Source organism: Streptomyces asoensis (genome assembly GCF_013085465.1).
Classification (GTDB): domain Bacteria; phylum Actinomycetota; class Actinomycetes; order Streptomycetales; family Streptomycetaceae; genus Streptomyces; species Streptomyces cacaoi_A.
On the sequence record NZ_CP049838.1, the window covers coordinates 3041682 to 3064302 of the forward strand.

16 protein-coding genes are annotated in these 22621 nt (G+C 71.6%); 12 read left to right on the plus strand and 4 right to left on the minus strand.

Annotated elements, in window-relative coordinates; translation table 11 throughout:
* Positions 1-225 precede the first annotated feature (225 nt).
* From glnII to G9272_RS13710, 7 genes are all read left to right on the plus strand, one after another.
* The gene (gene glnII, locus G9272_RS13680) at positions 226-1257 is read left to right on the plus strand and encodes a glutamine synthetase (protein WP_171396836.1); all 1032 of its coding nucleotides are present in this window, start codon (positions 226-228) and stop codon (positions 1255-1257) included.
* 72 nt (positions 1258-1329) lie between these two features.
* Positions 1330-3162, plus strand: coding sequence for a HEAT repeat domain-containing protein (locus tag G9272_RS13685; protein ID WP_171396837.1), 1833 nt, complete (start codon positions 1330-1332; stop codon positions 3160-3162).
* Positions 3163-3480: 318 nt separating this feature from the next.
* Positions 3481-4074: a winged helix-turn-helix domain-containing protein gene (locus tag G9272_RS13690; RefSeq protein WP_171396838.1), complete on the plus strand. Its 594-nt coding sequence runs from the start codon at positions 3481-3483 to the stop codon at positions 4072-4074.
* 66 nt (positions 4075-4140) lie between these two features.
* Positions 4141-5178, plus strand: coding sequence for an NAD-dependent epimerase/dehydratase family protein (locus G9272_RS13695; RefSeq protein WP_171396839.1), 1038 nt, complete (start codon positions 4141-4143; stop codon positions 5176-5178).
* 53 nt (positions 5179-5231) lie between these two features.
* Positions 5232-6512, plus strand: coding sequence for a sensor histidine kinase (locus G9272_RS13700; protein WP_171396840.1), 1281 nt, complete (start codon positions 5232-5234; stop codon positions 6510-6512).
* On the plus strand, positions 6497-7153 hold the full coding sequence (locus G9272_RS13705; protein ID WP_171396841.1) for a LuxR C-terminal-related transcriptional regulator: 657 nt from the start codon (positions 6497-6499) through the stop codon (positions 7151-7153). Before G9272_RS13700 ends, G9272_RS13705 begins: the two co-directional genes overlap by 16 nt.
* A 177-nt stretch (positions 7154-7330) precedes the next feature.
* Entirely contained in the window at positions 7331-8899 is a 1569-nt protein-coding gene (locus G9272_RS13710; RefSeq protein WP_171396842.1) for a DUF1996 domain-containing protein, read from the plus strand.
* A gap of 122 nt (positions 8900-9021) precedes the next feature.
* On the opposite strand, the gene G9272_RS13715 is transcribed toward G9272_RS13710, so the two are convergent.
* Entirely contained in the window at positions 9022-9462 is a 441-nt protein-coding gene (locus G9272_RS13715) for a hypothetical protein (protein ID WP_171396843.1), read from the minus strand.
* A 100-nt stretch (positions 9463-9562) separates the two neighbouring features.
* On the opposite strand from G9272_RS13715, the gene G9272_RS13720 reads away from it, so the two are divergent.
* The 5 genes from G9272_RS13720 to G9272_RS13740 all read left to right on the plus strand — a co-directional run bounded on the left by G9272_RS13720 (position 9563) and on the right by G9272_RS13740 (position 14987).
* Positions 9563-10066 carry a tetratricopeptide repeat protein gene (locus tag G9272_RS13720; RefSeq protein ID WP_171396844.1) on the plus strand — a complete coding sequence of 168 codons (504 nt, stop codon included), beginning with the start codon at positions 9563-9565 and terminating at the stop codon, positions 10064-10066.
* A gap of 44 nt (positions 10067-10110) precedes the next feature.
* Positions 10111-12054, plus strand: a complete 1944-nt coding sequence (locus G9272_RS13725; RefSeq protein WP_171396845.1) for a hypothetical protein — start codon at positions 10111-10113, stop codon at positions 12052-12054.
* Positions 12055-12172: 118 nt separating this feature from the next.
* The gene (locus G9272_RS13730) at positions 12173-13075 is read left to right on the plus strand and encodes a metal-dependent hydrolase (protein WP_171396846.1); all 903 of its coding nucleotides are present in this window, start codon (positions 12173-12175) and stop codon (positions 13073-13075) included.
* A complete protein-coding gene (locus G9272_RS13735; protein WP_171396847.1) occupies positions 13072-14109 on the plus strand; it encodes a PDR/VanB family oxidoreductase in 1038 nt (345 codons plus the stop codon). The genes G9272_RS13730 and G9272_RS13735 overlap by 4 nt, the downstream gene beginning before the upstream one ends.
* Positions 14110-14297: 188 nt before the next feature.
* Positions 14298-14987, plus strand: coding sequence for a TetR/AcrR family transcriptional regulator (locus tag G9272_RS13740; protein WP_171396848.1), 690 nt, complete (start codon positions 14298-14300; stop codon positions 14985-14987).
* Positions 14988-15014: 27 nt separating this feature from the next.
* Here G9272_RS13740 and G9272_RS13745 read toward each other — a convergent pair whose 3' ends face one another.
* From G9272_RS13745 to pulA, 3 genes are all read right to left on the minus strand, one after another.
* A complete protein-coding gene (locus G9272_RS13745; protein ID WP_171396849.1) occupies positions 15015-15377 on the minus strand; it encodes a 5-carboxymethyl-2-hydroxymuconate Delta-isomerase in 363 nt (120 codons plus the stop codon).
* A 33-nt stretch (positions 15378-15410) separates the two neighbouring features.
* Positions 15411-17039, minus strand: coding sequence for a fused response regulator/phosphatase (locus G9272_RS13750; RefSeq protein WP_171401971.1), 1629 nt, complete (start codon positions 17037-17039; stop codon positions 15411-15413).
* Between the two features lie 74 nt (positions 17040-17113).
* Positions 17114-22531: a pullulanase-type alpha-1,6-glucosidase gene (pulA, locus tag G9272_RS13755; RefSeq protein WP_171396850.1), complete on the minus strand. Its 5418-nt coding sequence runs from the start codon at positions 22529-22531 to the stop codon at positions 17114-17116.
* Positions 22532-22621: the final 90 nt, after the last annotated feature.

Consider the following 22621-nt stretch of genomic DNA (forward strand, 5'->3'; position numbering starts at 1 on the left):
CGCGGGTTCGGGGTCCGCGGGTACCTCCATCGCATACGAACCCACCGAACCGCCTCTCACACCGTGAGCCGCACCACAGAACCACCAGGTAACACGGGGTTCACATTCGAGCAATGATCGGGAAATCGCCTGTTGACAAGCTGCCGGGCAAACAGGCGGCGCCCCAGTGCCGCAGCGCCGCAGCACCCGCAAGTGCGTCAGACACACCCCCGAAGGAAGTGGCCCGTGACCTTCAAGGCTGAGTACATCTGGATCGACGGCACCCAGCCGACGGCGAAGCTCCGTTCCAAGACGAAGATCATCGCGGGCGAGCCCGCCGGTCTCGAGTCGCTGGGAATCTGGGGCTTCGACGGGTCCTCCACGAACCAGGCCGAGGGCCACTCCTCGGACCGTGTCCTCAAGCCGGTCTTCACCTGCCCCGACCCGATCCGCGGCGGCGACGACATCCTCGTCCTGTGCGAGGTCCTCAACATCGACATGACGCCGCACGAGTCCAACACGCGTGCCGCGCTCACCGAGGTCTCCGACAAGTTCGCCGCGCAGGAGCCGATCTTCGGCATCGAGCAGGAGTACACGTTCTTCCAGGACGGTTACCCGCTCGGCTTCCCCAAGGGCGGCTTCCCGGCCCCGCAGGGCGGCTACTACTGCGGTGTCGGCGCGGACGAGATCTTCGGCCGTGAGGTCGTCGAGGCGCACCTGGAGAACTGCCTGGCCGCCGGTCTCGCGATCTCCGGCATCAACGCCGAGGTCATGCCCGGCCAGTGGGAGTTCCAGGTCGGCCCGGTCTCCCCGCTCGAGGTCTCCGACCACCTGTGGGTGGCCCGCTGGCTGCTCTACCGCACCGCCGAGGACTTCGGCGTCTCCGCCACCCTCGACCCGAAGCCGGTCAAGGGCGACTGGAACGGCGCCGGCGCGCACACCAACTTCTCCACGAAGGCGATGCGCGAGGGCTACGACGCGATCATCACCGCGTGCGAGTCGCTCGGTGAGGGCTCGAAGCCGCTCGACCACGTCAAGCACTACGGCGCCGGCATCGACGACCGTCTGACGGGCCTGCACGAGACCGCCCCGTGGAACGAGTACTCCTACGGCGTCTCCAACCGTGGCGCCTCGGTCCGTATCCCGTGGCAGGTCGAGCAGGACGGCAAGGGCTACATCGAGGACCGCCGTCCGAACGCCAACGTCGACCCGTACCTGGTGACGCGTCTGATCGTCGACACCTGCTGCTCGGCGCTGGAGAAGGCCGGCCAGGTCTGATCCGCTCCGCGGCTCTCGCGAAGGGGCGCCCGCCGACTCGGCGGGCGCCCCTTCCGCATATCCTGCGCTCCCATGGGGACGGAGAGAGACCGGGCGAACCTCGAACGCGCATACGGCCCTACGGGGGACGTACCCGGACTGCTGCGGGCGCTGGAGTCCGCGGACGAGGCCGTGCGCGAGCGGGCGATGGACCGGCTGCATTCCTCTCTGTGTTTCCGGGAGGAGATCCCCACAGCGCCCGCGGTGCCGCATCTGATCCGGCTCACCCTGCACGGGGCCGGCCCCCGGGCCGAACTGCTCAGGCTGCTGGCGAACCTCGCGAACTGGGCCGGACACCGGGACGAGCAGCGGTGGGCCCGGCGGGCCGTGGCGGGGGCGATGCCGTCCCTGATCCCCTTCGCGCACGACGCCGACCCGGGCGTACGCGAGGCGACGGTGCTGCTGATCGCCGCGTGCGGCCGGGAGTCCGACCCGGCGCCGACTCCCGTGCTGCGGGACCGGCTCGCCGAGGAGACCGACTCGCTGGTGCGCGCCCGGGTCGTGACGGCGCTCGGACTGCTGGAGCCGGGCGACGGAGCCTGGCGGCACGGTCTGCTGGCCGACCCCGAGCCCCGGGTCGCGCTCGCCGCCGCCGAGGACCTGCTGCGCACGACCGAACTGCCCCTGCCGCACCCGCTGGTGGACGCCGGCGCGCGGGCGTACACCGCCGCGGCGGAGCAGCCCGAGGAACCGGAGACCTCCCTGTGGCCCGGGCACTACCAGCCGTTCACCGAACGGCTGCTGGAGGACCCCGGGGCCGCGCTGCGGGCGCTCGCCCAGGGGATGCCGCTCGCTTTCGCGATCACCGAGCACTGGCGGGACCGCGAGGTCGATGTGCTCCCGTGGGCACTGCTCGAGACGGAGGGCGAGGCCTGGCAGCTGTACCGGCTGGCGCAGCTGACCTGCGCGCTGCCGCCGGAGTTGCACGCGCGCGTGCGGGAGCGGGTGCTGCCGTACCTCGCCGACGACAGCCCGGCGGTGCGGGCCGGGGCGGTCACCGCGCTGGCACGCGCGCGCGTGCCGGTGACGGTGGCGGTCGAGGAGGCGCTGCGGCTGATCGGGGAGGCGCCCGGTGCGTACGACACCGTCCGCGTCGTCAAGGCGGTGACCGACGAGTTCGGGACCGCTGCGGCGCCCGTGGCGCGGGCGGTGGCCCGGCAGTTGGGGGACGGTCACTCGGAGCTGGTCAAGGTGTTGACGCGCTACCCCGAGGTGGCGGCGGACGTCGTCGAGGAGCTCGCCGGGCTGCTGACCCGCCACGGCACCGGCTACCCGTCCGTCGCGGTCACGGTGCTGGCGGGGCTGGGGCGCGCCGCGGGTGAGGTGGGCGAGCGGGCGTTGCGGATCTGCGTGAGGGAGGGCGTCCACTCCTCGGTCTCGGCGGAAGCCGCGGTGGCGCTCTGGCCGGTCGCGGCGGACCCCGAGCCGGCGCTGTCCGTCCTCCGCCGGGAACTGAGCACCTCGACCTCCTCCTGGGCGACGACCCTCGCGGGCCGGCTCGGTGCCGCCGCCGCACCGCTGCTGCCGTTCGTCGAGCCGCTTCTCGCACCCCGTACTCCGTCCGGCACCCGGGCCGCGGCCGCACTGGCCGTCTGGCGCATCACCGGCAGGACCGAGGACACCGTGGAACCCCTGGCCCGGGAGGCGCTCGAGTGGAAGCGGTTCTACCCGGGCCCGCCCCACCCGGTGGTGACGCTCACGGAGATGGGGCTCCTCCCCCGCTTCGCCGTGGACCCGCTGCGCCGCGGGGCCGAGACACCGCGGCGGGCCGTGAAGGACCTCATGTACGGCGACGCCGCGCATCCGGACGACGTGCTACGGGCCGCCGTCCGCAAGCTCCTCAGGACGGCGCGAGTGGTCGACTGACGCCGACTTCGCGCCAGGAATCGTCCAAGCAGTGAGAGGAGGCTCCTGTTACGGGCGGGTGTCTGCTTCAATGGGGCCATGGCCAGCTTCCAGAAGTGCACCGCGACGGGTCGGCACGACCTCGAGCCCTTCTGGCCTTCCCGCCAGCACCATGATTTCGACCGGGTGTGTTGCCGCGCGATGAACGCGCCGGCCCTCTAAAGCCGTACACCCCGGCCTTCGGCCAGCGCGCACGACGTACGTCCTCGACGAGCCCGACCACGAATCGCGGCCGTCGTCCTCCCCGACGAACTTCTCGCGCGAAAGAGCTGACCTCTCATGGCGAACACTCGTTCTCTCTCCTCCGCTCCCAGCCTCACCGCCACCACCCCGAACGGCACCGCCCGCCACCGACTGCGGGCCGTCGACCGGGACGAGGTGGTCGACGTCGCCGACTTCCTGCCGCCGGGCGCGACCTGGCTGCCCGCTCCCCCGCACACCCTGCCCACCCTGCCGGGCCAGCCGCCGATGGTCGGCTACCTGGTGCTCGTCCCGGCCGACCAGCAGCCGCCGTTCCTGCCGGTGGCGGTGCCGGACCGGCCGTCGGCCGACGAGGCCGTCGAGGCCGAGGGCGCCGGGCGCCCGCTCGTGCGGATCGACCCCGTGCAGCGCACGGCCGCCGTGGACGGGCAGGAACTCGACCTCACCTACCTGGAGTTCGAGCTGCTCGCGCACCTGGTCGCGCACCCGAACCGGGTGCACACCCGCGACCAGCTCGTCACCACGGTGTGGGGCTACGGGCACGTGGGCGACGGCCGCACGGTCGACGTCCACATCGCCCGGCTGCGCCGCAAGCTGGGCGTGCAGCACCGCCAGTCGATCCAGACGGTGCGCCGGGTCGGCTACAAGTACACCCCGCCGACCGGCCACTGATCCACTCGGTCTGCCGACGGCAGAGCACGGTTCCCGGCCGCGTCCGGACCGGGCACAGTCACCGGTATGAGACTTCTGGTGCTGGGTGGTACGGAGTTCGTGGGACGGGCCGTCGTCGAGGCGGCCCTCGGGCGCGGCTGGGACGTGACGGTCTTCAACCGGGGGCGGCACACCGCCGTCCCCGGTACCCGGTCGCTGACCGGTGACCGCACCGCGCCCGGCGGTCTCGACGCCCTGGCCGAGGGCGACTGGGACGCCGTCGTCGACACCTGGTCGGCGGCGCCCCGCGCGGTGCAGGAGGCGGCGCGGCTGCTGCGGGGCCGCGCCCGCCGGTATGTGTACGTGTCGAGCTGCTCGGTGTACGCCTGGGCCCCGCCCGCCGGGTACGCCGAGGACGCGCCCGTCGTCGAGGGCGCCGAGTCCGACGCCGAACAGAGCGACTACGCCCGGGACAAGCGCGGCGGCGAGCTGGCCGTCGTCGACGCCTTCGGCGCGGAGACTTCCGTCCTCGTACGGGCCGGGCTGATCCTCGGCCCGTACGAGAACGTCGGACGGCTGCCCTGGTGGCTGACCCGGATCGCCCGCGGCGGCCCGGTCCTCGCGCCCGGCCCGCGCGAGCTGCCCTTGCAGTACGTGGACGTCCGCGATCTCGCCGAGTGGATCCTCGGCGCGGTCGAGCAAGAGCTGAGCGGGCCGTACAACCTGATGAGCCCGCAGGGACACGCGACCATGGGCGAGCTGCTGGAGGCGTGCGTGCGAGCCACCGGCTCGGACGCCGAACTGCGGTGGACGGCACCGGAGATCATCCTCGACGCGGGCATCGAGCCGTGGACCGAGCTGCCCGTGTGGGTGCCGCCGGGCACCGACATGCACGACGCCCTGCACGCGGCCGACGTCTCACGGGCGGTGGCGGCGGGGCTGTCCTGCCGTCCCGTCGAGGAGACCGTCGCCGCCACCTGGGGCTGGCTGAGGTCGATCGGCGGTACGGCGCCGCAGCGTCCGGACCGTACCCGCAAGGGCCTGGACCCGGAGGTGGAGGCGAAGGTGCTCGCGGCGGGCACCGGCGGGCCGGGCCCCGGAGGTGTACCTGGCACCACCCTCTGACCGGGGGCGTCGGGCCAGTGACCGCCGGTCCGCGCCTCGGCCAGACTGACGGCATGAACACCAACACGAAGAGTGGCGAAGGCGGTTCGAGGGCGCGCGGGATGGTGCTCGCCGCCGGGCGGGGGCTCGCGCTGGCCGTCGGGTCGCTGCCGCTGAGCATCCTGGGCTTCTGCCTCTCCCTCGTGTCCATGGCCCTGATACCGATCGGGGTCGGGGCCCTCACCACGCCCTACGTGGTGAAGGGGGTACGCGCCTACGCCGAGCGGCGGCGGGCGCTCGCCGAGCGGTGGGGCGGGGTGCACATCCCGTCGGCGTACCGGCCTGCCCCCGAGACCGTCAACCCGTTCAGGCGCACCTACGCGCTGCTGCGCGACCCGGCGACCTGGCGGGACCTGCTGTGGCTCCTGGTGGACATCCCGGCCGGGTTCCTGACCGCCCTGCTGCCGGCCGTCCTGGTCTTCTATCCGATCGAGGGGCTGGCGCTGCCGGCCGGGCTGTGGCGGGTGTACGTCGAGACGCCCGGCGTCGCGTACTGGTACGGCTTCGTGCCGGTCACCGACCGGACGTCCGCGTTCGGCGCCGCCGCCCTGGGCGCCGTCCTCCTCGTCGTCGCCCACCGGTACGCCGTGCGCGTCCACCAGGTCCACTTCCTCCTCACCAAGGCCATGCTCACCCCGAGCCAGGCCGAACTGGCCGAGCGGGTACGGGTGTTGACGGAGACCCGGCGGGACGCCGTGGACACCTCGGCCGCCGAACTGCGTCGCATCGAGCGGGATCTGCACGACGGCGCCCAGGCCCGGCTGGTGGCGATGGGCATGGACCTCGGCACCGTCGAGATGCTCGTCGACAAGGATCCGGAGAAGGCCAAGGCACTGCTCGCGCAGGCCCGCCAGTCGTCCGCCGAGGCGCTCTCCGAGCTGCGCGACCTGGTGCGCGGCATCCACCCGCCGGTGCTGGCCGAGCGTGGACTCGGCGACGCCGTACGGGCGTTGGCGCTGCGGCTGCCGGTCACCACCGAGGTGAGCGTCGAGCTCGAGGGCGGCCGGGTGGACGCGCCCGTGGAGTCGGCGGCCTACTTCGCGGTGAGCGAGCTGCTCACCAACGCGGTCAAGCACTCCGGCGCCGGCCGGATCTGGGTCGACCTCCATCACGGGGCGGGCCGGCTGCGGATCTCGGTCACCGACGACGGCACCGGCGGCGCGGCGATCGGGGCCGGCTCGGGCCTCGCCGGCGTCGAGCGGCGACTGGGTACATTCGACGGCGTCCTGGCCGTCAGCTCCCCTGCCGGCGGTCCCACCATGGTGACCATGGAGATCCCTTGCGTGTTGTCCTAGCCGAGGACCTCTTCCTGCTGCGGGACGGTCTCGTCCGGCTGCTGGAGGCCTACGACTTCGAGATCGCCGCCGCCGTCGAGAGCGGGCCCGAACTGGAGCGGGCGCTCGCCGAACTGGAGCCGGACGTCGCCGTGGTCGACGTCCGGCTCCCGCCCACGCACACGGACGAGGGCCTCCAGTGCGCGCTCCAGGCCCGCCGCAGAAGGCCCGGGCTGCCGGTGCTCGTCCTCTCCCAGCACGTCGAGCAGCTGTACGCGCGCGAGCTGCTCGCCGACGGCACCGGCGGGATCGGCTATCTGCTGAAGGACCGGGTGTTCGACGCGGAGCAGTTCGTGGACGCCGTACGGCGGGTCGCGGCCGGTGGCACGGCGATGGACCCGCAGGTGATCCAGCAGCTGCTGGCCCGGCGCTCGGGTGACGGGCAGGGGCCGGTGGACCGGCTCACTCCGCGCGAGCGGGAGGTGATGGAGCTGATGGCGCAAGGCCGGTCGAACGCGGCGATCGCGGGCAAACTGGTCGTCACCGAGCGAGCGGTCGCCAAACACACCGCGAACATTTTCGTGAAGCTGGGTTTGGAGGTCTCGGACGACGACAACCGCAGGGTGCTGGCGGTGCTGGCCTATCTGGACCGGGATCGCTGACCCAGCCAACTGCTGAGTTTTGTGAGGGTGTTGGGGTTGTTTTGTCGTACGGAGCTCTCATCAATTTCTGAGCGGGCTGAACACCTGTGAGGCGAGGTGCGTAAAGGAGGGGGCAGCTTCAGCTTCACTCCTGTCGGGCGCCTCGATGCTGCCCCGCAAGGAAGTCAGAGGAGTTCCATGGGACGCAACATACGTAAACGCCGTTCGTCGATGGCCACGAAGGCCGTGGCAGCATCGGCGGCCCTAGCGCTCGGCGGGGGCGGGCTGATCTGGGCGAACTTCTACGCTTCGGCGCACGAGTCGAACTCGGGCCAGAACTCGACCAAGGCCGCCACGGCGGCCGCCCAGGTCGCCACCATCTCCTGCCCGGATGTGGGGCAGAAGCTGACGAACGTACCCAACGGGGCGAAACAGGGCGTCGCGACCGAGCTGGCCAACCTCGACAAGCAGATCACCGAGGCCTACACCCGGCTCGCCTCCACGCGTCAGGCCCAGACGAACGACGCCAGCTTCGTGCAGAACGCGATCACCGGCCCCCTCAAGGAGAAGCGCGCCGCCACGATCGACCGGATCCGCATCAACATCCAGCGCTCCGGTGGCCAGTTCAACAGCTCGCTGAGCCAGTTGGCGGCCTGCACCACGCAGGCGGCGAACACCAACGCCGGCCAGGCGGGCAACGGCCAGCAGAACAACAACAACGGCCAGAACAACAATGGCAACCAGAACAACGGTGGCCAGAACAACGGTGGCCAGAACAACGGCGGCCAGCAGAACAACGGCAACGCCGGTCAGGCGCAGAACGGCCAGGGCGGCAACGGCCCGGTCGCCGCGGACTTCGTGGACATCACGAAGGCCCAGGCCAACGCACAGCTGGGCGTGGGCGCGAACGGTGCCGCCGTCAACGGCAACAGCGGTTCCCGGGGCACCTTCACCTCGAGCTGCGGCACCAACGGGAACGACAACCACAACACGGACAACGTGATCGTCGCCCCCGGTGTCACCAACGGCGCGCACCACCTGCACGACTACGTCGGCAACCAGAACAACGACGCGTTCGCGAGCGACCAGGAGCTGGCGGGAGCCGGCACCAGCTGCCAGAACCAGGGCGACAAGTCCTCGTACTTCTGGCCGGTACTGCGTGTCCAGGACGGCTCGCAGGACTTCGACCAGAACAACGACGGCGGTGGCAAGGAAGGCAACGTCGGCAAGATCCTCCAGCCCGCCCAGGCGCAGATCAAGTTCGTCGGCAACAAGAAGGGCAAGGTCGTCGCGATGCCGACGGCCCTGCGCATCATCACCGGTGACGCGAAGGCCTTCGTCAACGGCAACGCCAACGCGAACGTGAACTGGAGCTGCACCGGCTTCGAGAACAAGGTGCAGCTGGAGGCGCAGTACCCGATCTGCCCGCAGGGCAGCCAGGTGGTGCGGACGACCAACTTCCAGAGCTGCTGGGACGGTCAGAACATCGACAGCGCCAACCACCGCACGCACGTGGCCTTCGCCCAGGCCGACGGCACCTGCGCCAACGGCTTCAAGGCGATCCCCCAGCTCCAGGTCCGGCTCGTCTACAACGTTCCGGCCCCGAAGCTCCAGAACGGGACCGTCGTGCAGCCCTACGCGGTGGACAGCTTCCCGGAGAACCTGCACAAGCCGATCACCGACCACAACGACTTCATCAACTTCTTCTCCACGAACCTGATGAACAAGATGGTCAACTGCATCAACACCGGCAAGAAGTGCAAGTGACCCGCTGAGCGGGCCGCCCGGTAAAGCCGACTGAGAAGGCCGGCGGTGAGGATTCCTCACCGCCGGCCTTCTCGTGTTCTCCGCGTGCGCGGGACGCGCTGTGTGCGCGGGATCCGATCGGGTCAGTGACCGGAGTGCGAAGCGCTTTCGGAGGGCTCGCCCGACACATGCGCGGAGTGGTCCGTGCCCTCCTCGATGTCACCGCCGAGGGTCTTCCGCAGCGCCGTCACGGTGCTGGTCTCCTCACCCACGGCGATCCACTTGCGGCCGACCAGGTAGTGGCCGCCGTAGTCCTTGGCCCCGTTGATCCACTCGCGCTGACCGCGGTCGGTGGCGAAGGTCAGCAGGATGAACTTGCCGTCGGCGTTCTTGCAGAGGGCCTGGCGGAGTTCGTCGGCGTCGGTCTGCATGTCGGGCGTGCACTTCACCTCGGCGGCCAGGTGCTCCAGGCTGCCGGTCGCCGTCACCGGGACGGTCTCCTCGGCCCCGTCGGAACCACAGCCCGTCAGCACCAGCGCCGCCGCGGCGGCGGCCACCGCGAGCATCGGTCGGGTCATCATCATCCGTTCCTCCCTGCAAGAGCCTCGCACTGGATACGGCTCTCACGCGCGGTGCGCTCAAAATACCCGGGCCCGGTGGGGACACCCGTGCGAGAGTGTGCCGGTGAACCAAGACTGGGAAGATCGCGTGACCGCCGCCTGGGCCGGCTTCGACGAGTATCCGGAGGAGCGGGCGGCGGAGTTCCGGGCCGTGATCGACAAGCTGGTCGCCGAACTCCCCGAAGACAGTCCGCTGGGCCTGTTCGAGCGGGCCTGCGCCTGGGACTCGACCGGCCACTCGGACCGGGCCGCCCCGCTGTACCGGGACGCGCTCGCGCGCGGGCTGAGCGAGGAGAGCGGCTACAAGGGCAGACGAGCCAAGATCCAACTCTCCAGCTCCCTCCGCAACATCGGCCAGGCGGAAGAGGGCGTCAAGCTGCTGACCCCCGAACTGGACGCCCCCTCCGACGAGTTGGACGACGCCGTACGCGCCTGTCTGGCCCTGTGCCTGTCGAGCCTCGGCCGCGACCGCGAGGGCCTGTCCCTGGTGCTCGGCGCCCTGGCCCCCCATCTGCCGCGCTACCAGCGGTCGATGGCCAACTACGCGAGGGCGCTCCGGGAGGACTGACCCGCCCGGGGTGACCATCCACCGTTTCGCTCGTTCTGCTGGGCGTGCAGTCACAGGATGTCGCCCCGCGCCCCGCACCCGGATCCTCCGCCGACCGGTCCGTCGACGTCGAGCAGGCCGAGGCCGCGCTCGTCGAGCACTACCCGCGGCTCGTCCGGCTCGCCTATCTGGTGCTGCCCCCCGGCCTCGGCCGCAGCCGGCGCGTCCTGACCGCCCACGCCCTCGCCCAGCGCGCCCTGCCCCGCGGCAGCGCCTCGACCCCCGTCATCCCGGCCCAGAACGGGGGCGCGGGAGACGGCCGGGACGGCGACCCCGGGTACGCCTACATCCGCCTCCAGGTGGTGCGCACGGCACTGGAGGCGGGGCTGCCGCTGCGGCTCCGGGCCCGGCCCAAGCGCGCGCAGCTCCCGCCGCTGCTCCCCCAGGTGTGGGGGCTGCGGCTCTTCCCCCGCTCCGGCGGCGCCGACGAGCTCGCCCTGGACCAGCGCCTGGCCACCCTGTCGGGCCCGGCCCGGGCCGCCTACGTGCTGCGCGGTCTGGAGCGGCTCCCCGACGGCGACGTCCGCGAGGTGCTGACCGGGTCCGGCGTCGCGGACGCCGAGGTGACGGCGGCGCTGCGTGAGGCCGACCAGGTCCCGGCCGCCCAGTACGCCCTGCTCGACTCCCCCGAGTTCGACGCCTGCTTGCTCCAGGCCCGGCCCACCGATCTGATGCGCCGCCGCCGGCACACCAGGGCCGCGCTGGCCGCCGCGGCCGCGCTCGCGGTGTGCGGCGCCCTGGTCGCGCTGCCCGGCGGCGGCTGGGGACCCGACGGCGCGGCCGCCCCGCCGTACGCGCAGAACCCGGCCGCCGAGGCCGCCCTCGACCCCGGGCGGCTGGTGAAGGTGTCCCCCGCCGCCTGGAAGACCTCCGCGCGCACCGACTTCTCCGTCTGGCCCGCGCGCGGCCCCCTCATCCGCGACAGCGCGCTGCTGCGCCGCGCCCTCGCCGTCTGGGCCCGTCCCGGGAAGGCCGTGCACGTCTCCGCCACCCCGGACACCCCGTTCGGCGGCCCCGCCGGACCGCCCCAGCTCCTCTACGCGGGCGAGGTCGACAACGCGCGCGTGGTGATCCTCTACGACGGTCTGCGCATCGCCCGCTACGCCGAGCCGAAGGACGGCACCGCCGGGGCGGCCCTCGACTTCGCGCGGGTCGACGGCGCGACCGGCGCCGAGGCGGGCGCGCTGGTGCTGGGCCGGGCGGACGGCAACGTGCGCTATCTGACGGCGCCCTGGGTGACGAAGGCCGGCGAGCGCGACCTGTCGAAGCCGGGCGCCGGGGTGATGGACCTGACGCTGACCGACGGGATCACCTCGCCGCTGGCCAGCCCGGCCACCCACACCGGCACGTGCACGACATGGAACGTGCTCCAGCTGACGGACGCCTCCGGCACCCAGCTGCTCAGCGACCTGGGCGAGCTCGTTCCCGCCCGTCTCACCGCGGGGCGCCCGGCCGCGCCCAAGGAGGCGAGCGGCGCGGCGGCGCTGCGGACCTGGGCGCCGTTCGCCTGCTCGCTGGCCGACGCCCGCGGACAGGGCGTACGGACGGTCAACGCCTGGGGCTACACCCGGCAGCAGCTGCCCGACGCGAGCGGAGCGGCGACCTGGGTGTGCACCCGGGCCGAGACCTGGCGGGGCGACGGAAGCAGGGTGCTGGCCCAGTTCCACACGCCGGGCGGGCTCTTCGGGGCGGCCGTGGCGAAGGCCGGGGACGTACCGGCGTGCGGGCCGCGCGATCCGCATGTGCTGGCCGGGGTGCTGTGGAAGTCGAAGGGCGGCGACTGGTACCTCCTCGCGGCCGGCGACAAGGCGACGGCGTCCGTCCGGGCGACGGGCGGGGTGACCGGGTCCGGGCAGGGCAACCTGCTGGCGGTGCCGACGAAGCAGGGCGCGCAGGCCGGCCTGGAGGGCAGGCTGAAGGACGGGCGGTCGATCAGCGGACTGCGCTGACACATCGGCGGGCACATCGGTCGGGCGAGCCGGGTGGCCGGGTCGGGTGAGCCAAGTCGTGCGGGCGAGTTGTCGCACAGGGGTTCACCCCCGCCCTACCCGTCAGTACATTGACACCATGTCTAACAAGCCCGAGGGGCGGCCGGACGAGCGTGTCACGCTCAAGGCACGCAAGGTGTCCTTCTCCTGGGAGGGCACCCCGCTGCACTGGGTACCGGGGGACCCGTTCGCCACGCACACCATCAACGTGCTGCATCTGCTGCTGCCGGCCGGTGAGCGCTGGTTCGTGCACGTCTACCGGCAGGTGCTGCCGTACATCCGGGACGAGCGGCTGCGCGAGGACGTCATCGGGTTCATCGGGCAGGAGGCGATGCACTCCCAGGCCCACGACGAGGTGCTGCCGCATCTGCGGGAGCAGGGGCTCGACCCGACGCCGTACACCGCGCAGGTCGACTGGTTCTTCGAGAAGCTCCTCGGTGACCGGATCCTGCCGCCCGGCCGGGCCCGGCGCTGGTGGCTGATGGAGCGGGTGGCGCTGATCGCCGCCATCGAGCACTACACCGCGTTCCTCGGCGACTGGGTGCTGAACGCCGGGGAGCTCGACCGGCGGGGCGCCGACCCGACCATGCTGGACCTGCTGCGCTGGCACGGGGCCGAGGAGGTCGAGCACCGCTCCGTCGCCTTCGACCTCTTCACACACGTCGACGGCGGCTACCGGCGGCGGGTGCGGACCTGGGCGACGGCGTTCGCGGCGCTGGTGTTCCTGTGGCAGCGCGGGACCCGCTTCTTCATGGAGAACGACCCGACCCTGACCGACGGCCGCGCCTCCTTCAAGGACTTCTACGTCCGCGGCAGACGGGGCACGCTGCCCGCGACCGGCGACCTGCTGAGGTCGGTCCCGCGCTATCTGAGCCGTGCGTACCACCCCTCGCAGGAGGGCTCCACCGAGCAGGCGGTCGCCTATCTCGCCTCCTCCCCCGCCGCGCTGGCCGCGCTCGCCGCGGAGGAGGGGGCGTCGTGACGCCGAAGCCGCTGACCGCCGTGGCCGTCGCGGGCGCGGCACTGTTCGTCCGGCGGGCGCTGCGCCGCCGGATCCAGGTCTCGCCGCTGTGGCCGATGCCCGCGCTGGCGGAACCGGTCTCCGGCCGGCCCCGGTCACGGGCACTGCGGCTGCTGGTCGCCGCACGGCAGGAGGTCGCCGAGGGGGTCGTCCAACTGCGGCTCGAGGGCCGCGAGTTGCCACGCTGGGAGCCGGGGGCGCACCTCGACCTGGTGCTGCCCTCGGGACTGATACGGCAGTACTCGCTGTGCGGGGACCCGGAGGACACCTCGTCCTACACCGTCGCCACCCGGCTCGTCACGGACGGGCGGGGCGGCTCGCGCGAGGTGCACGAGCAGCTGCGGGAGGGGACGGAGGTCGAGGTGCGGGGGCCCCGGAACCGTTTCCCGCTCGTCGAGGCGCCCTCGTACGTCTTCGTCGCCGGGGGCATCGGCATCACGCCGATCCTGCCCATGCTGCGGGCCCTCGCCGAAGGCGCCGAGTGGCGGCTGCTCTACGCCGGTCGGACACGGGCTTCGATGCCGTTCCTGGAGGAGATCGAGAAGCTCGGCGGGGAGGACCGCGACCGGGTGACGGTGGTGGACGGGCGGCCCGATCTCGACGCGCTGCTCATGGACCTGCCCGAGGGGGCGGTCGTCTACTGCTGCGGCCCGGAGGGGCTCATGGCGGCGGTGGAGGAGCGGGTGCCGCACGTCCGCCTCGAGCGGTTCACGGCGCGTACCGTCCGCGACGGCGACCCCTTCGAGGTCGAACTCAGGCGCACCGGGCGGGTGGTGACGGTCGCGGCCGACTCGACCGTACTGGCCGCCGTCCGCGCCGCACTGCCGAACACCCTCTACTCGTGCGAGCAGGGTTTCTGCGGGACCTGCCAACAGCGGGTGCTGGCGGGCGAGGTGGAGCACCGGGACGAGCTGCTCACCGACGCGGAGCGCGGCGACTCGATGCTGATCTGTGTCTCGCGGGCGCGCAGCGAACGACTGGTGCTGGACATGTGACCCGGCACCCGCTCCTGCACACTGCTCGGCTCACATGACTCGGCACATGACGTGAAAAACGAAGCGAAAGGTGAAACGAAAGTTGACTGACATGTGACCGGACAAATAGCCGGATAAGTGACGGATCAGGTGAACGTCTGTGCCGGTCCGGTCCATTCTGGGCCGGAACCGATCGGTAAGGTGTTCGCATGACTACCGGGGTTCGTCGCAGAATGGGAGTCGAGGAGCGTCGGCAGCAGTTGATCGGCGTCGCCCTCGAACTGTTCGCCCAGCGCTCGCCCGACGAGGTCTCCATCGACGAGATAGCCGCGGCCGCGGGCATCTCGCGCCCCCTCGTCTACCACTACTTCCCCGGCAAACTCAGCCTGTACGAGGCCGCGTTGAAGCGGGCCTCGGAGGATCTGGCGGGCCGGTTCGCCGAGCCGCACGAAGGACCGCTCGGCTCCCGGCTGCTCCGCGTGATGCGCCGCTACTTCGACTTCGTCGACGCGCACGGCCCGGGTTTCTCCGCCCTCATGCGCGGCGGCCCGGCGGTCGGCTCCTCGACCACGAACGCCCTCATCGACGCCGTACGCCAGAACGCCTACGAGCAGATCCTGTCGCACCTGGGCATCACCGACGCACCCCCGCGCCTGGAGCTGATCGTCCGCTCCTGGATCTCGCTCGCCGAGTCGACCGCGCTGATCTGGCTGGACGGGCGGCGCATCCCGCGCGAGGAGCTTGAGGTCCAGCTGGTGCAGGACTTCGCCGCGCTGACGGCCGTCAGCGCGGCCTACGACGACGACCTGCGCACACTGCTGCGCCCGGTGCTCGGCGGCGAGCCGGCCGACGGGCCGTTCGGCGACCTGGTCACCCGGCTCATCGCCCTCGCCTCCTGAGACCGCCCGAGGCTCCCGGGACCTGTCCTAGCTCTCGTACTTGCGGTACGACGGGTCGAGGTCGCGCACCTCGGCGGAGGCGTGCAGCGCGAAACCGTCCTGTGCCACATGCTCGCGCAGCAGCTCCAGTACGGCCTCGGTCAGCTTCGTCTTCGTCTCGTCGGTGCGGCCGGCCAGGAGCCCCAGCGTGACGTGGACGATCGCGTGCCCCCGCTCCTCGGGGTCGTCGTAGCCGAACGCCGTGAACTCGGCCGGGCGGAACAGGGTCTTGCAGGCTTCCGGCTTGGCGGCCGCGATCTCGACGACCGAGGTGTGCAGGGCCCGCGCGAACCCCGTCCGGTCGAAGGCGGACGCCATCGTGGTCGAGTAGTCGACGGTGATCTGCGGCATGGGCACTCCTGTTCCAGGGAAACAAGGATCAGCCTAAGTCGTCAGCCGCAGGGCCAGCATCGCGATGTCGTCCTCCCGGTCGTGGCCGAAGCTGGTGAGGAGGGTGTCGCACAGCGCGTCCAGGCCCGGCATGGCGCCGATGGCCGCCGCGCGAAGCTGCTCCATCGAGACCGCGAGGTCGGTGCCCCGGGTCTCGATCAGACCGTCGGTGACCATGAGGAGCCGGTCGGTGGGCTCGAGGAACAGCTCGGTGGGCGGCGGGTGGGGCACACCCAGGCCGAGCAGCGGGCCGGCCGCCTTGGCGTAGTCGGCGCCGCCGGTGTCCCGGACGATCAGCGGCGGGATGTGCCCCGCGTTGGCGATACGGGTGCGCCCGGTTCCGGGGTCGATCAGCACCAGACAGACGGTCGCCGTGACCTCGGGGTGGTAGAGCTGGAGCATCCGGTCGAGGCGCTCTGCGAGCACGGCCGGGTCGCTCTCGTCGACGCAGTAGGCGCGCAGCGCGTGCCGGATCTCGACCATGACGGTGGCTGCCTCGAGCGAGTGCCCGACCACGTCGCCGACCGCGGCCAGCGCCCCTTCCCCGGTGCGCAGGGCGGCGTAGAAGTCACCGCCGATCTCCGCCTCCCTGGACGCGGGCACATAGCGGACGGCGACGTCGACGCCCGGCAGCTCGGGCAACCGCTGCGGCCGGGGAAGGACGCTGTGCTGAAGGGTGAGCGCGACATGCCGCTCGGCCTGGTACATCAGCAGCGGCTCGGCGGCGAGCGCGGTGGCCTGGGCGAGCCTGGCCAGCCGGGACTCGGTCTCGGGGTCCACCCGGCGGACCTCTCGGGTGGGGGTGGCCAGACACACCGAGGACCTGCCGTCCTGGGTGGGGATCAGCACCAGCCGGGCGTCGTGCGGCACCCCGGGCCGGAAGAACCCGGCGGGCCACAGCGGTGCGGCCACCGTGGTGATCCGCACCCCCGCCTGACCGTGGGTGAGCCGCCGCAGCAGTGCCACGACGGCCTGGTGGGCTTCCTGGTCCGGCAGCGCGAGCGAGGTGCGGTTCCTGGAGGTGCCGCGGTGCAGCACGTCGTCGGGGCCGAGGACGAAGACGGCGGCGGGAGAGCCGGTGAGCCGCGCGGTGCCCTCGGCGGCGGCGTCGGCGAGTTCCTGCGGGGAGCGTGCCGCCTGGATGCCGACGATCGCCTCCGACAGCAGGGACAGCCGCCGTGCCGCCGCCTGGTCGTCGGCCCGCAGCCGCGCGGCCCGTACGGCCGCCCGGACCACGGCGTCTATCTCCTCGGGCTCGGCGGGCATCGCCAGGTGGGCCTCACCGCCCGCGTCCAGCCCCTGCCCGCGGTCGCCCGGGGCCACGTCACCGGCCGAGAAGTGCACGACGGGCAGCCCGGCCATGTGCGGCCGGGCCTTGAGCCGACGGCACAGTTCGAAGCCGCTCATGTCCGGCAGCTCCACGTCGACGAGGGCCACGTCCGGCAGGGCGCCCTTGCGTCGCCGTACGTCCAGTTCGACGAGTGCCTCGTGGCCGGTGCCGACCGCGACGACCTGGTGACCTGCGCGGCGCAGCACCACACCGAGGGCGAACCGGCCGGCCGCCGTACGGTCCACGACCAGCACGGTCGTGTCGGTCCGTCTGTCGTTGCCGTCGGCGTTCATCTGTTGTCGACCCTCGGACTCACCGGTGGAGCAGACCGGATGGAAGGCCTGCTCCACCAAGGTAATGCCCCTGTCTAGGGGGTCGTCCGGGAGAACACTGCGACGGTCCGGCCCGGCACGGCGAACGTGCCGGACTCCGAGACGTACGAAGCGGTCCTGACGGTGGGGTCCGACCCCGCCGCCTGCACCGGGTGCAGCCGGTATCCCGTCCCGGCGAGCGCGTCGACGGTCTGCTTCCGCGCGGTCGGCGTCGCGTTGAACACGACGACCAGGTCATCGAGTTCCATGGTGATCACCCCGGGCGTCTCGTCCTTCCCGGACAGCGGGAAGGAGAGCGCCGACTGCACCCGCTCGGCCGTCCCGAGGGAGAACGCCTTCTCGGTGGTACGGATCCTCAGCAGATCCCGGTAGGCGGAGGAGGCCGAGGTGATCTGCGGGCAGCCGACCCCGACCGTGGTCAACAGGGGCTTGGCGTAAGGCCATTTGGAGGCGTTGTCGACGGCCGGCGGCAGTCCCCGGCCGAAGCCGTTGCCGGCGGCGCAGTTCCAGTGGATCGCGTTGAACCAGTCCCCGCTGTCGTAGGAGTTGCGGTCCAGGGACTTGGAGCGCAGCAGGTCGGTGCCGGCCTGGGACAGGGCCGGGCCCTGGGAGAGCGCGGCGGTGGCCATGGCGAGGACCTGCATACGGGAGCGGTCGGCCGCCGAGGTGTCCCCCGGCAGCTTGTACGCCAGCGCGTCGAACAGCGACTCGTTGTCGTGCGCGTCGACATAGGCGAGGGCGTCGCCGGGCGCGTCCGCGTAGCCGGCCGGGGCGCCGTTGTAGTCGACCTCGGCGCCGGTTACCTCCTTGCCTTCGGTGTCCGTGAAGCCGTACGAGGCGAGGTTGCCGCTCAGCCCCACCTTGATCAGGTCCTGGTAGTGCAGCAGACGGGCCTTCTGCTCGGCCGAAGTGCCGTTGTTGGTGGACGAGTTGGGGTCGGTGTAGAGCCCGGACGCGAAGCCCTGGACGCCCGGGTCCTCGTCGAAGGGACCGCCGCCGCGCACGGCGTCACGCGCCCGGTCGGAGAAGGTCGCGATGCCCGTGCCGGCCATGTTCTTCTGGGTGGCCTGGACGAAGCGGGCGTCGTCGGCGACCTCGCCGAAGTTCCAGCCCTCGCCGTAGAGGATGATCTTCTTGCCGTCGACGCCGTCCTTGGCGAGGGTCAGCGCGTCCAGCGCCTTGCGCACCGCCAGGATGTTGGCCTTGGGGTGGTGCCCCATGAGGTCGAAGCGGAAGCCGTCGACCTTGTACTCCTTGGCCCAGGTGACGATCGAGTCGACGACCAGCTTGCCCATCATCGCGTTCTCGGTCGCGGTGTTCGCACAGCAGGTGCTGTTCGCCACCGAGCCGTCGGCGAGCAGCCGCTGGTAGTAGCCGGGGACGATCCGGTCGAGGACGCTGGTCGCCGCCTGGCCGCTCGCCGCCGTGTGGTTGTAGACCACGTCCATGACGACCCTGAGGCCCTCCTGGTTCAGCGACTTCACCATCCGGCGGAACTCGACGGTACGGGCGGTCCCGTCCGGGTCACCCGCGTAGGAGCCCTCGGGGACCGTGTAGTGGTACGGGTCGTACCCCCAGTTGTAGGCGTCCTTCGCGGCGGTCGCGGCCACGCACTCCTGCTGCTTCTCGGAGTCGGCCGGGTAGGAAGGCAGGTCGCAGCCGGGGGTCGACTGTGCGGCCTTGTCCTCGGCGATGGTGGCGATGTCGAAGACGGGCAGCAGATGGACGTACGACGTGCCCGCCGCCGCCAGCTCCCGCAGATGCTTCGAGCCGTCGCTGCCCCGGTCCGTGAAGGCCAGGTAGGTGCCCCGGTCCTGGGCGGGGACGGTCGTGTCCGCGACGGAGAAGTCCCGGACGTGCAGCTCCTGGATCTGGGCGTCCTTCAGCGGGACGGCCTTCGGCTTGGTGAGCGTGGACCAGCCGCCGGGGGCGAGGGCCTTGTCGTCGAGGTCGACGACGAGACTGCGCCCGGAGTCGGTGGTGAGGGCGACCGAGTAGGGGTCGGTGACCTTGTTGGTGACGACCTTGCCGACGCCGGGCGCCCACACCGTCACGACGTACCGGTAGGGCTTGTTCTTCCAGGACCTGGGGCCGGTGACGGACCAGACGCCGGTGGTGTCGTCGCGCCGCATCTTCACGGTGGAGCCGTCGAGCTCCAGGGAGACCTGCTGTGCCGTGGGGGCCCAGACGGCCAGGGTGGGGCGGCCGTGGTGGAACGTCGGCCCGAGACGGGCCTTGGTCGCACCGGTGTACAGGTCGTCGAGCACGCCCGCGATCTGTACGCCCGTCGCCGCCAGCACCGCGCCGTTCACGGCCCGTTGGGAGGCGACGACCTGTCCGCTCAGCGCCTCGCGCACCCGGTCCCGGTCACGCGCGTCCACGGACCAGGCGGTGTAGGCCTTGAGGTGCGGGAACGCGGCCTTCTGGGCGTCGGTGAGGGTGGTCCTCGTCAGCCGCAGCCACTTGGCGGCCCCGGTGAGCGTGCCGTCGGCGACCGCGATCGAGCCCTTCGCGCTGTACAGCAGCTGGGTCGAGGCGGCGGCCTCGGAGCCGTTCCAGGCGACCGTGTTCCGGTCGATCCAGACCGCCTTGGACGTGGTCAGGTCGAGGGCCGCCGCGGAGCCGGCCGGTTGCGGGAGCAGGTACTTCTCCTGCCCGCTCAGCAGCCACACCTCGTGCCCGTTGCTCGTGAGGTCCAGCGACTGATCGGTCGGGAGGTCCTTGTCGTCGCCCTTGTGGAGGATGTAGCTGAGGCTGGTGGCACCGGCGGTGAGCGGCACCTCGAAGACCGCGCCGTACGCGTCGGTCGTGGTCGGCTTCAGCGGGTTCGACCACTCGGTGGGGTTCGCGGCGCCGGTCCAGGTGTGCAGACCCCAGCCGGTGTAGTCGCCGTCGGTGCGGTGGTAGTGCAGGACGGCCTTGGCGGTGTCCTGGGCCGGGTAGTCGGGCCTCTCGGTGAGGACGCCCTCCTTGCCCTGCTCGATCCAGACCTCGCCGGTCTTCGTGACGTCGATCGTGCGGTCGGCGGAGACGTCCTTGTCGCCCTGCTGGTCGATGACCAGGAACCCGACGGACGAGGCGCCCGGCTTCAGCTTGACGTAGGCGAAGGCCCCGTACGCGTCCCGGCCGACGAAGGGGTGGCTGTCCGGCCAGGTGGTCGCCTCACCGTCGGCCAGGTCGCCCCAGGCGTACAGGCCCCAGTCGGCGTAGTCGCCGTCGGTGCGCTTGTAGTGGACGATCGCGTAGTCGCGGGAGGAGGCGGTGGGGGTCTCCTCGGCGGGCGGGGTGCCGGTGACGGAGGCCGCGGTGGCGCTCGCCGTGCGCCCGGCCGAGTCGACGACGACCGCCTTGTAGCGCAGGGCCGTTCCCGCGGGTACGTCCGCGTCGACGGTCTGCGTGACCCGGTAGGGGGCGTGGTCGGCGGAGCCGAGGGTCTGCCACTTGCCGTTGCCGGTCTGGGCGGCGAAGACGACCCGGTTGAGTCGGCCGCCCGCCACGTCGGCGCTCAGCTCGACGGTGCCGGTGGCGCCGGCGGCGGGGGCGTGCAGGGCGACGGTCGGCCTGGCGGCGGGGGCGGGCAGTTCGCGGGTGGCCTTGAGGACGACGGCCGAGCCGGCGGGAACGGTTACGGTGATTTTCCTGTCGGCACCGGTGGCAACCGTCTTCTCGGTGCCGTAGATCCCGCGGAACGCGGTGTTCACGGAACCGGTTTCGAAGGTCGCTTCCTGCGCCGTGCCGGCGTTGTTGAAGGCGACGATGTACTCGGTCGTGTCCTTGCCGGTGCCGTTGCGGGAGAAGGCGTAGACGCCGGCGCCGTCGGCCGCGTAGCGCTCGGTCTGGACGCCGTCGGTGAGGGCGGGGTTCGCTTTGCGGAGCTTCGCGAGCGCCGCGATCTGCCGGTACAGCGGGGCGCCGGTGTCGTAGGCGTCGCTCGCGTGGGTGCGGTCGGTGCCGATCTCGTCGTCGTCGAGGTAGTCGGCGGTGCGCGAGGCGAACATGGTCTGGCGGGCGTCCTTGTCGCCGCCGGAGCCGGTGAAGCCCTGCTCGTCGCCGTAGTAGACGACCGGGTTGCCGCGGCTGAGGAACATCAGCTCGTTCGCGAGCTTGTCCTTGGCGAGGAGTTCGGCGTCGGTGGCCTTCGGGTTGTCCTGGTTCAGGAAGTACCCGATGCGGCCCATGTCGTGGTTGCCGAGGAAGGTGACCTGCTCGTAGGCGTTGGCCTTGTCGGTCGTGTACTTGTAGTCGTCGGCGAAGACCGAGGCGAGCTTCTGCGCGCTGCCGCCCTGGGAGGCGTACTGGCGGGCCGCCTCCTGGAAGGGGAAGTCGAGCGTGGCGTCGAGGCGGCCCTGGGTGACGTACGGGGACGTGATCGACGTGTCGGCGGAGTACACCTCGCCGAACATGAAGAAGTCGTCCCGGCCCTGCTTGGCCGCGTAGGCGTCGAGGGCCGTCGCCCACTGGGTCCAGAACTCCATGTTCACGTGCTTCACGGTGTCGATCCGGAAGCCGTCGATCCGGAAGTCCCGCACCCAGCGCTGGTAGATCTTCTCCATCCCGCTGACGACCTCGGGGCGCTCGGTCCACAGGTCGTCGAGCCCGGAGAAGTCTCCGTACGTGGTCGACTCACCGGCATAGGTCGAGTCGCCGCGGTTGTGGTACATCGTCGGGTCGTTGAGCCAGGACGGCACCTTGGCGGTCCGCTGCGCGGCGGTGACCGTCGGGGTGCGTGGGAAGGAGCCGACGTCCACGGCCGGGAACTTCGTGGCGCCGTCCGCGTAGTCGGCGTCGTCGAAGGGCTCGCCGTCCTTCGTCAGGTACGGGAACGCGCCCTTGGAGAGGTAGTCGTAGGACTTCTCCTCGTAGTCGACGACATCGGCGGTGTGGTTGGTGATGACGTCGAAGAAGACCTTCATGCCCTTGGCGTGCGCCTTGGAGATGAGGGTCTCCAGGTCCTTGTTGGTGCCGAAGTGCGGGTCGACCTGGGTGAAGTCGGTGATCCAGTAGCCGTGGTAGCCCGCCGAGGCGTTGCTGCCGGTCCCCTGCACGGGCCGGTTCTTGAAGATCGGCGCCATCCAGATGGAGGTCGTGCCGAGGCCCTTGATGTAGTCGAGCCGCTGGGTCAGACCCTTGAGATCGCCACCCTGGTAGAAGCCCTTGTCGGTGGGGTCGTAGCCGGTGGTGAGGCGTGAGCCGGTCAGTCCGCCCTCGTCGTTGGCGGAGCTGCCGTTGGCGAAACGGTCCGGCATGACGAAGTAGAACTGCTCACGGGTGTCGTCGTGGCGGGCCGGGGCGGCGGCCAGCTTCGCGTCGGAGGGCGGTGGGGGCGGGCTGTCCGCGTGCGCCGCGAGGGGCTGCACGAGGGCTGCGGCCAGCGCGGCCACGGCGACGGCCGCGACCCGTCGGGCAGGTGGCGCGGTGCGGCGCGTCGGGGGCGCCGGCCATCTCGGTATCACAGGCGGGAACTCCTTGCGATTACGGCTCTCTTGGGTCCGACCCCAACGCCGCGGGACGGCTTCGTCGCCGGGCGCCCGCGTGACCGTATC

Excerpts from the sequence above, each read along its gene's own strand:
- G9272_RS13685 (WP_171396837.1), top strand. The coding sequence starts at position 1,330 with ATGGGGACGGAGAGAGACCGGGCGAACCTCGAACGCGCATACGGCCCT.
- G9272_RS13690 (WP_171396838.1), top strand. The coding sequence starts at position 3,481 with ATGGCGAACACTCGTTCTCTCTCCTCCGCTCCCAGCCTCACCGCCACC.
- G9272_RS13695 (WP_171396839.1), top strand. The coding sequence starts at position 4,141 with ATGAGACTTCTGGTGCTGGGTGGTACGGAGTTCGTGGGACGGGCCGTC.
- G9272_RS13700 (WP_171396840.1), top strand. The coding sequence starts at position 5,232 with ATGAACACCAACACGAAGAGTGGCGAAGGCGGTTCGAGGGCGCGCGGG.
- G9272_RS13710 (WP_171396842.1), top strand. The coding sequence starts at position 7,331 with ATGGGACGCAACATACGTAAACGCCGTTCGTCGATGGCCACGAAGGCC.
- G9272_RS13715 (WP_171396843.1), bottom strand. The coding sequence starts at position 9,462 with ATGATGATGACCCGACCGATGCTCGCGGTGGCCGCCGCCGCGGCGGCG.
- G9272_RS13730 (WP_171396846.1), top strand. The coding sequence starts at position 12,173 with ATGTCTAACAAGCCCGAGGGGCGGCCGGACGAGCGTGTCACGCTCAAG.
- G9272_RS13740 (WP_171396848.1), top strand. The coding sequence starts at position 14,298 with ATGACTACCGGGGTTCGTCGCAGAATGGGAGTCGAGGAGCGTCGGCAG.
- G9272_RS13745 (WP_171396849.1), bottom strand. The coding sequence starts at position 15,377 with ATGCCGCAGATCACCGTCGACTACTCGACCACGATGGCGTCCGCCTTC.
- G9272_RS13750 (WP_171401971.1), bottom strand. The coding sequence starts at position 17,039 with ATGAACGCCGACGGCAACGACAGACGGACCGACACGACCGTGCTGGTC.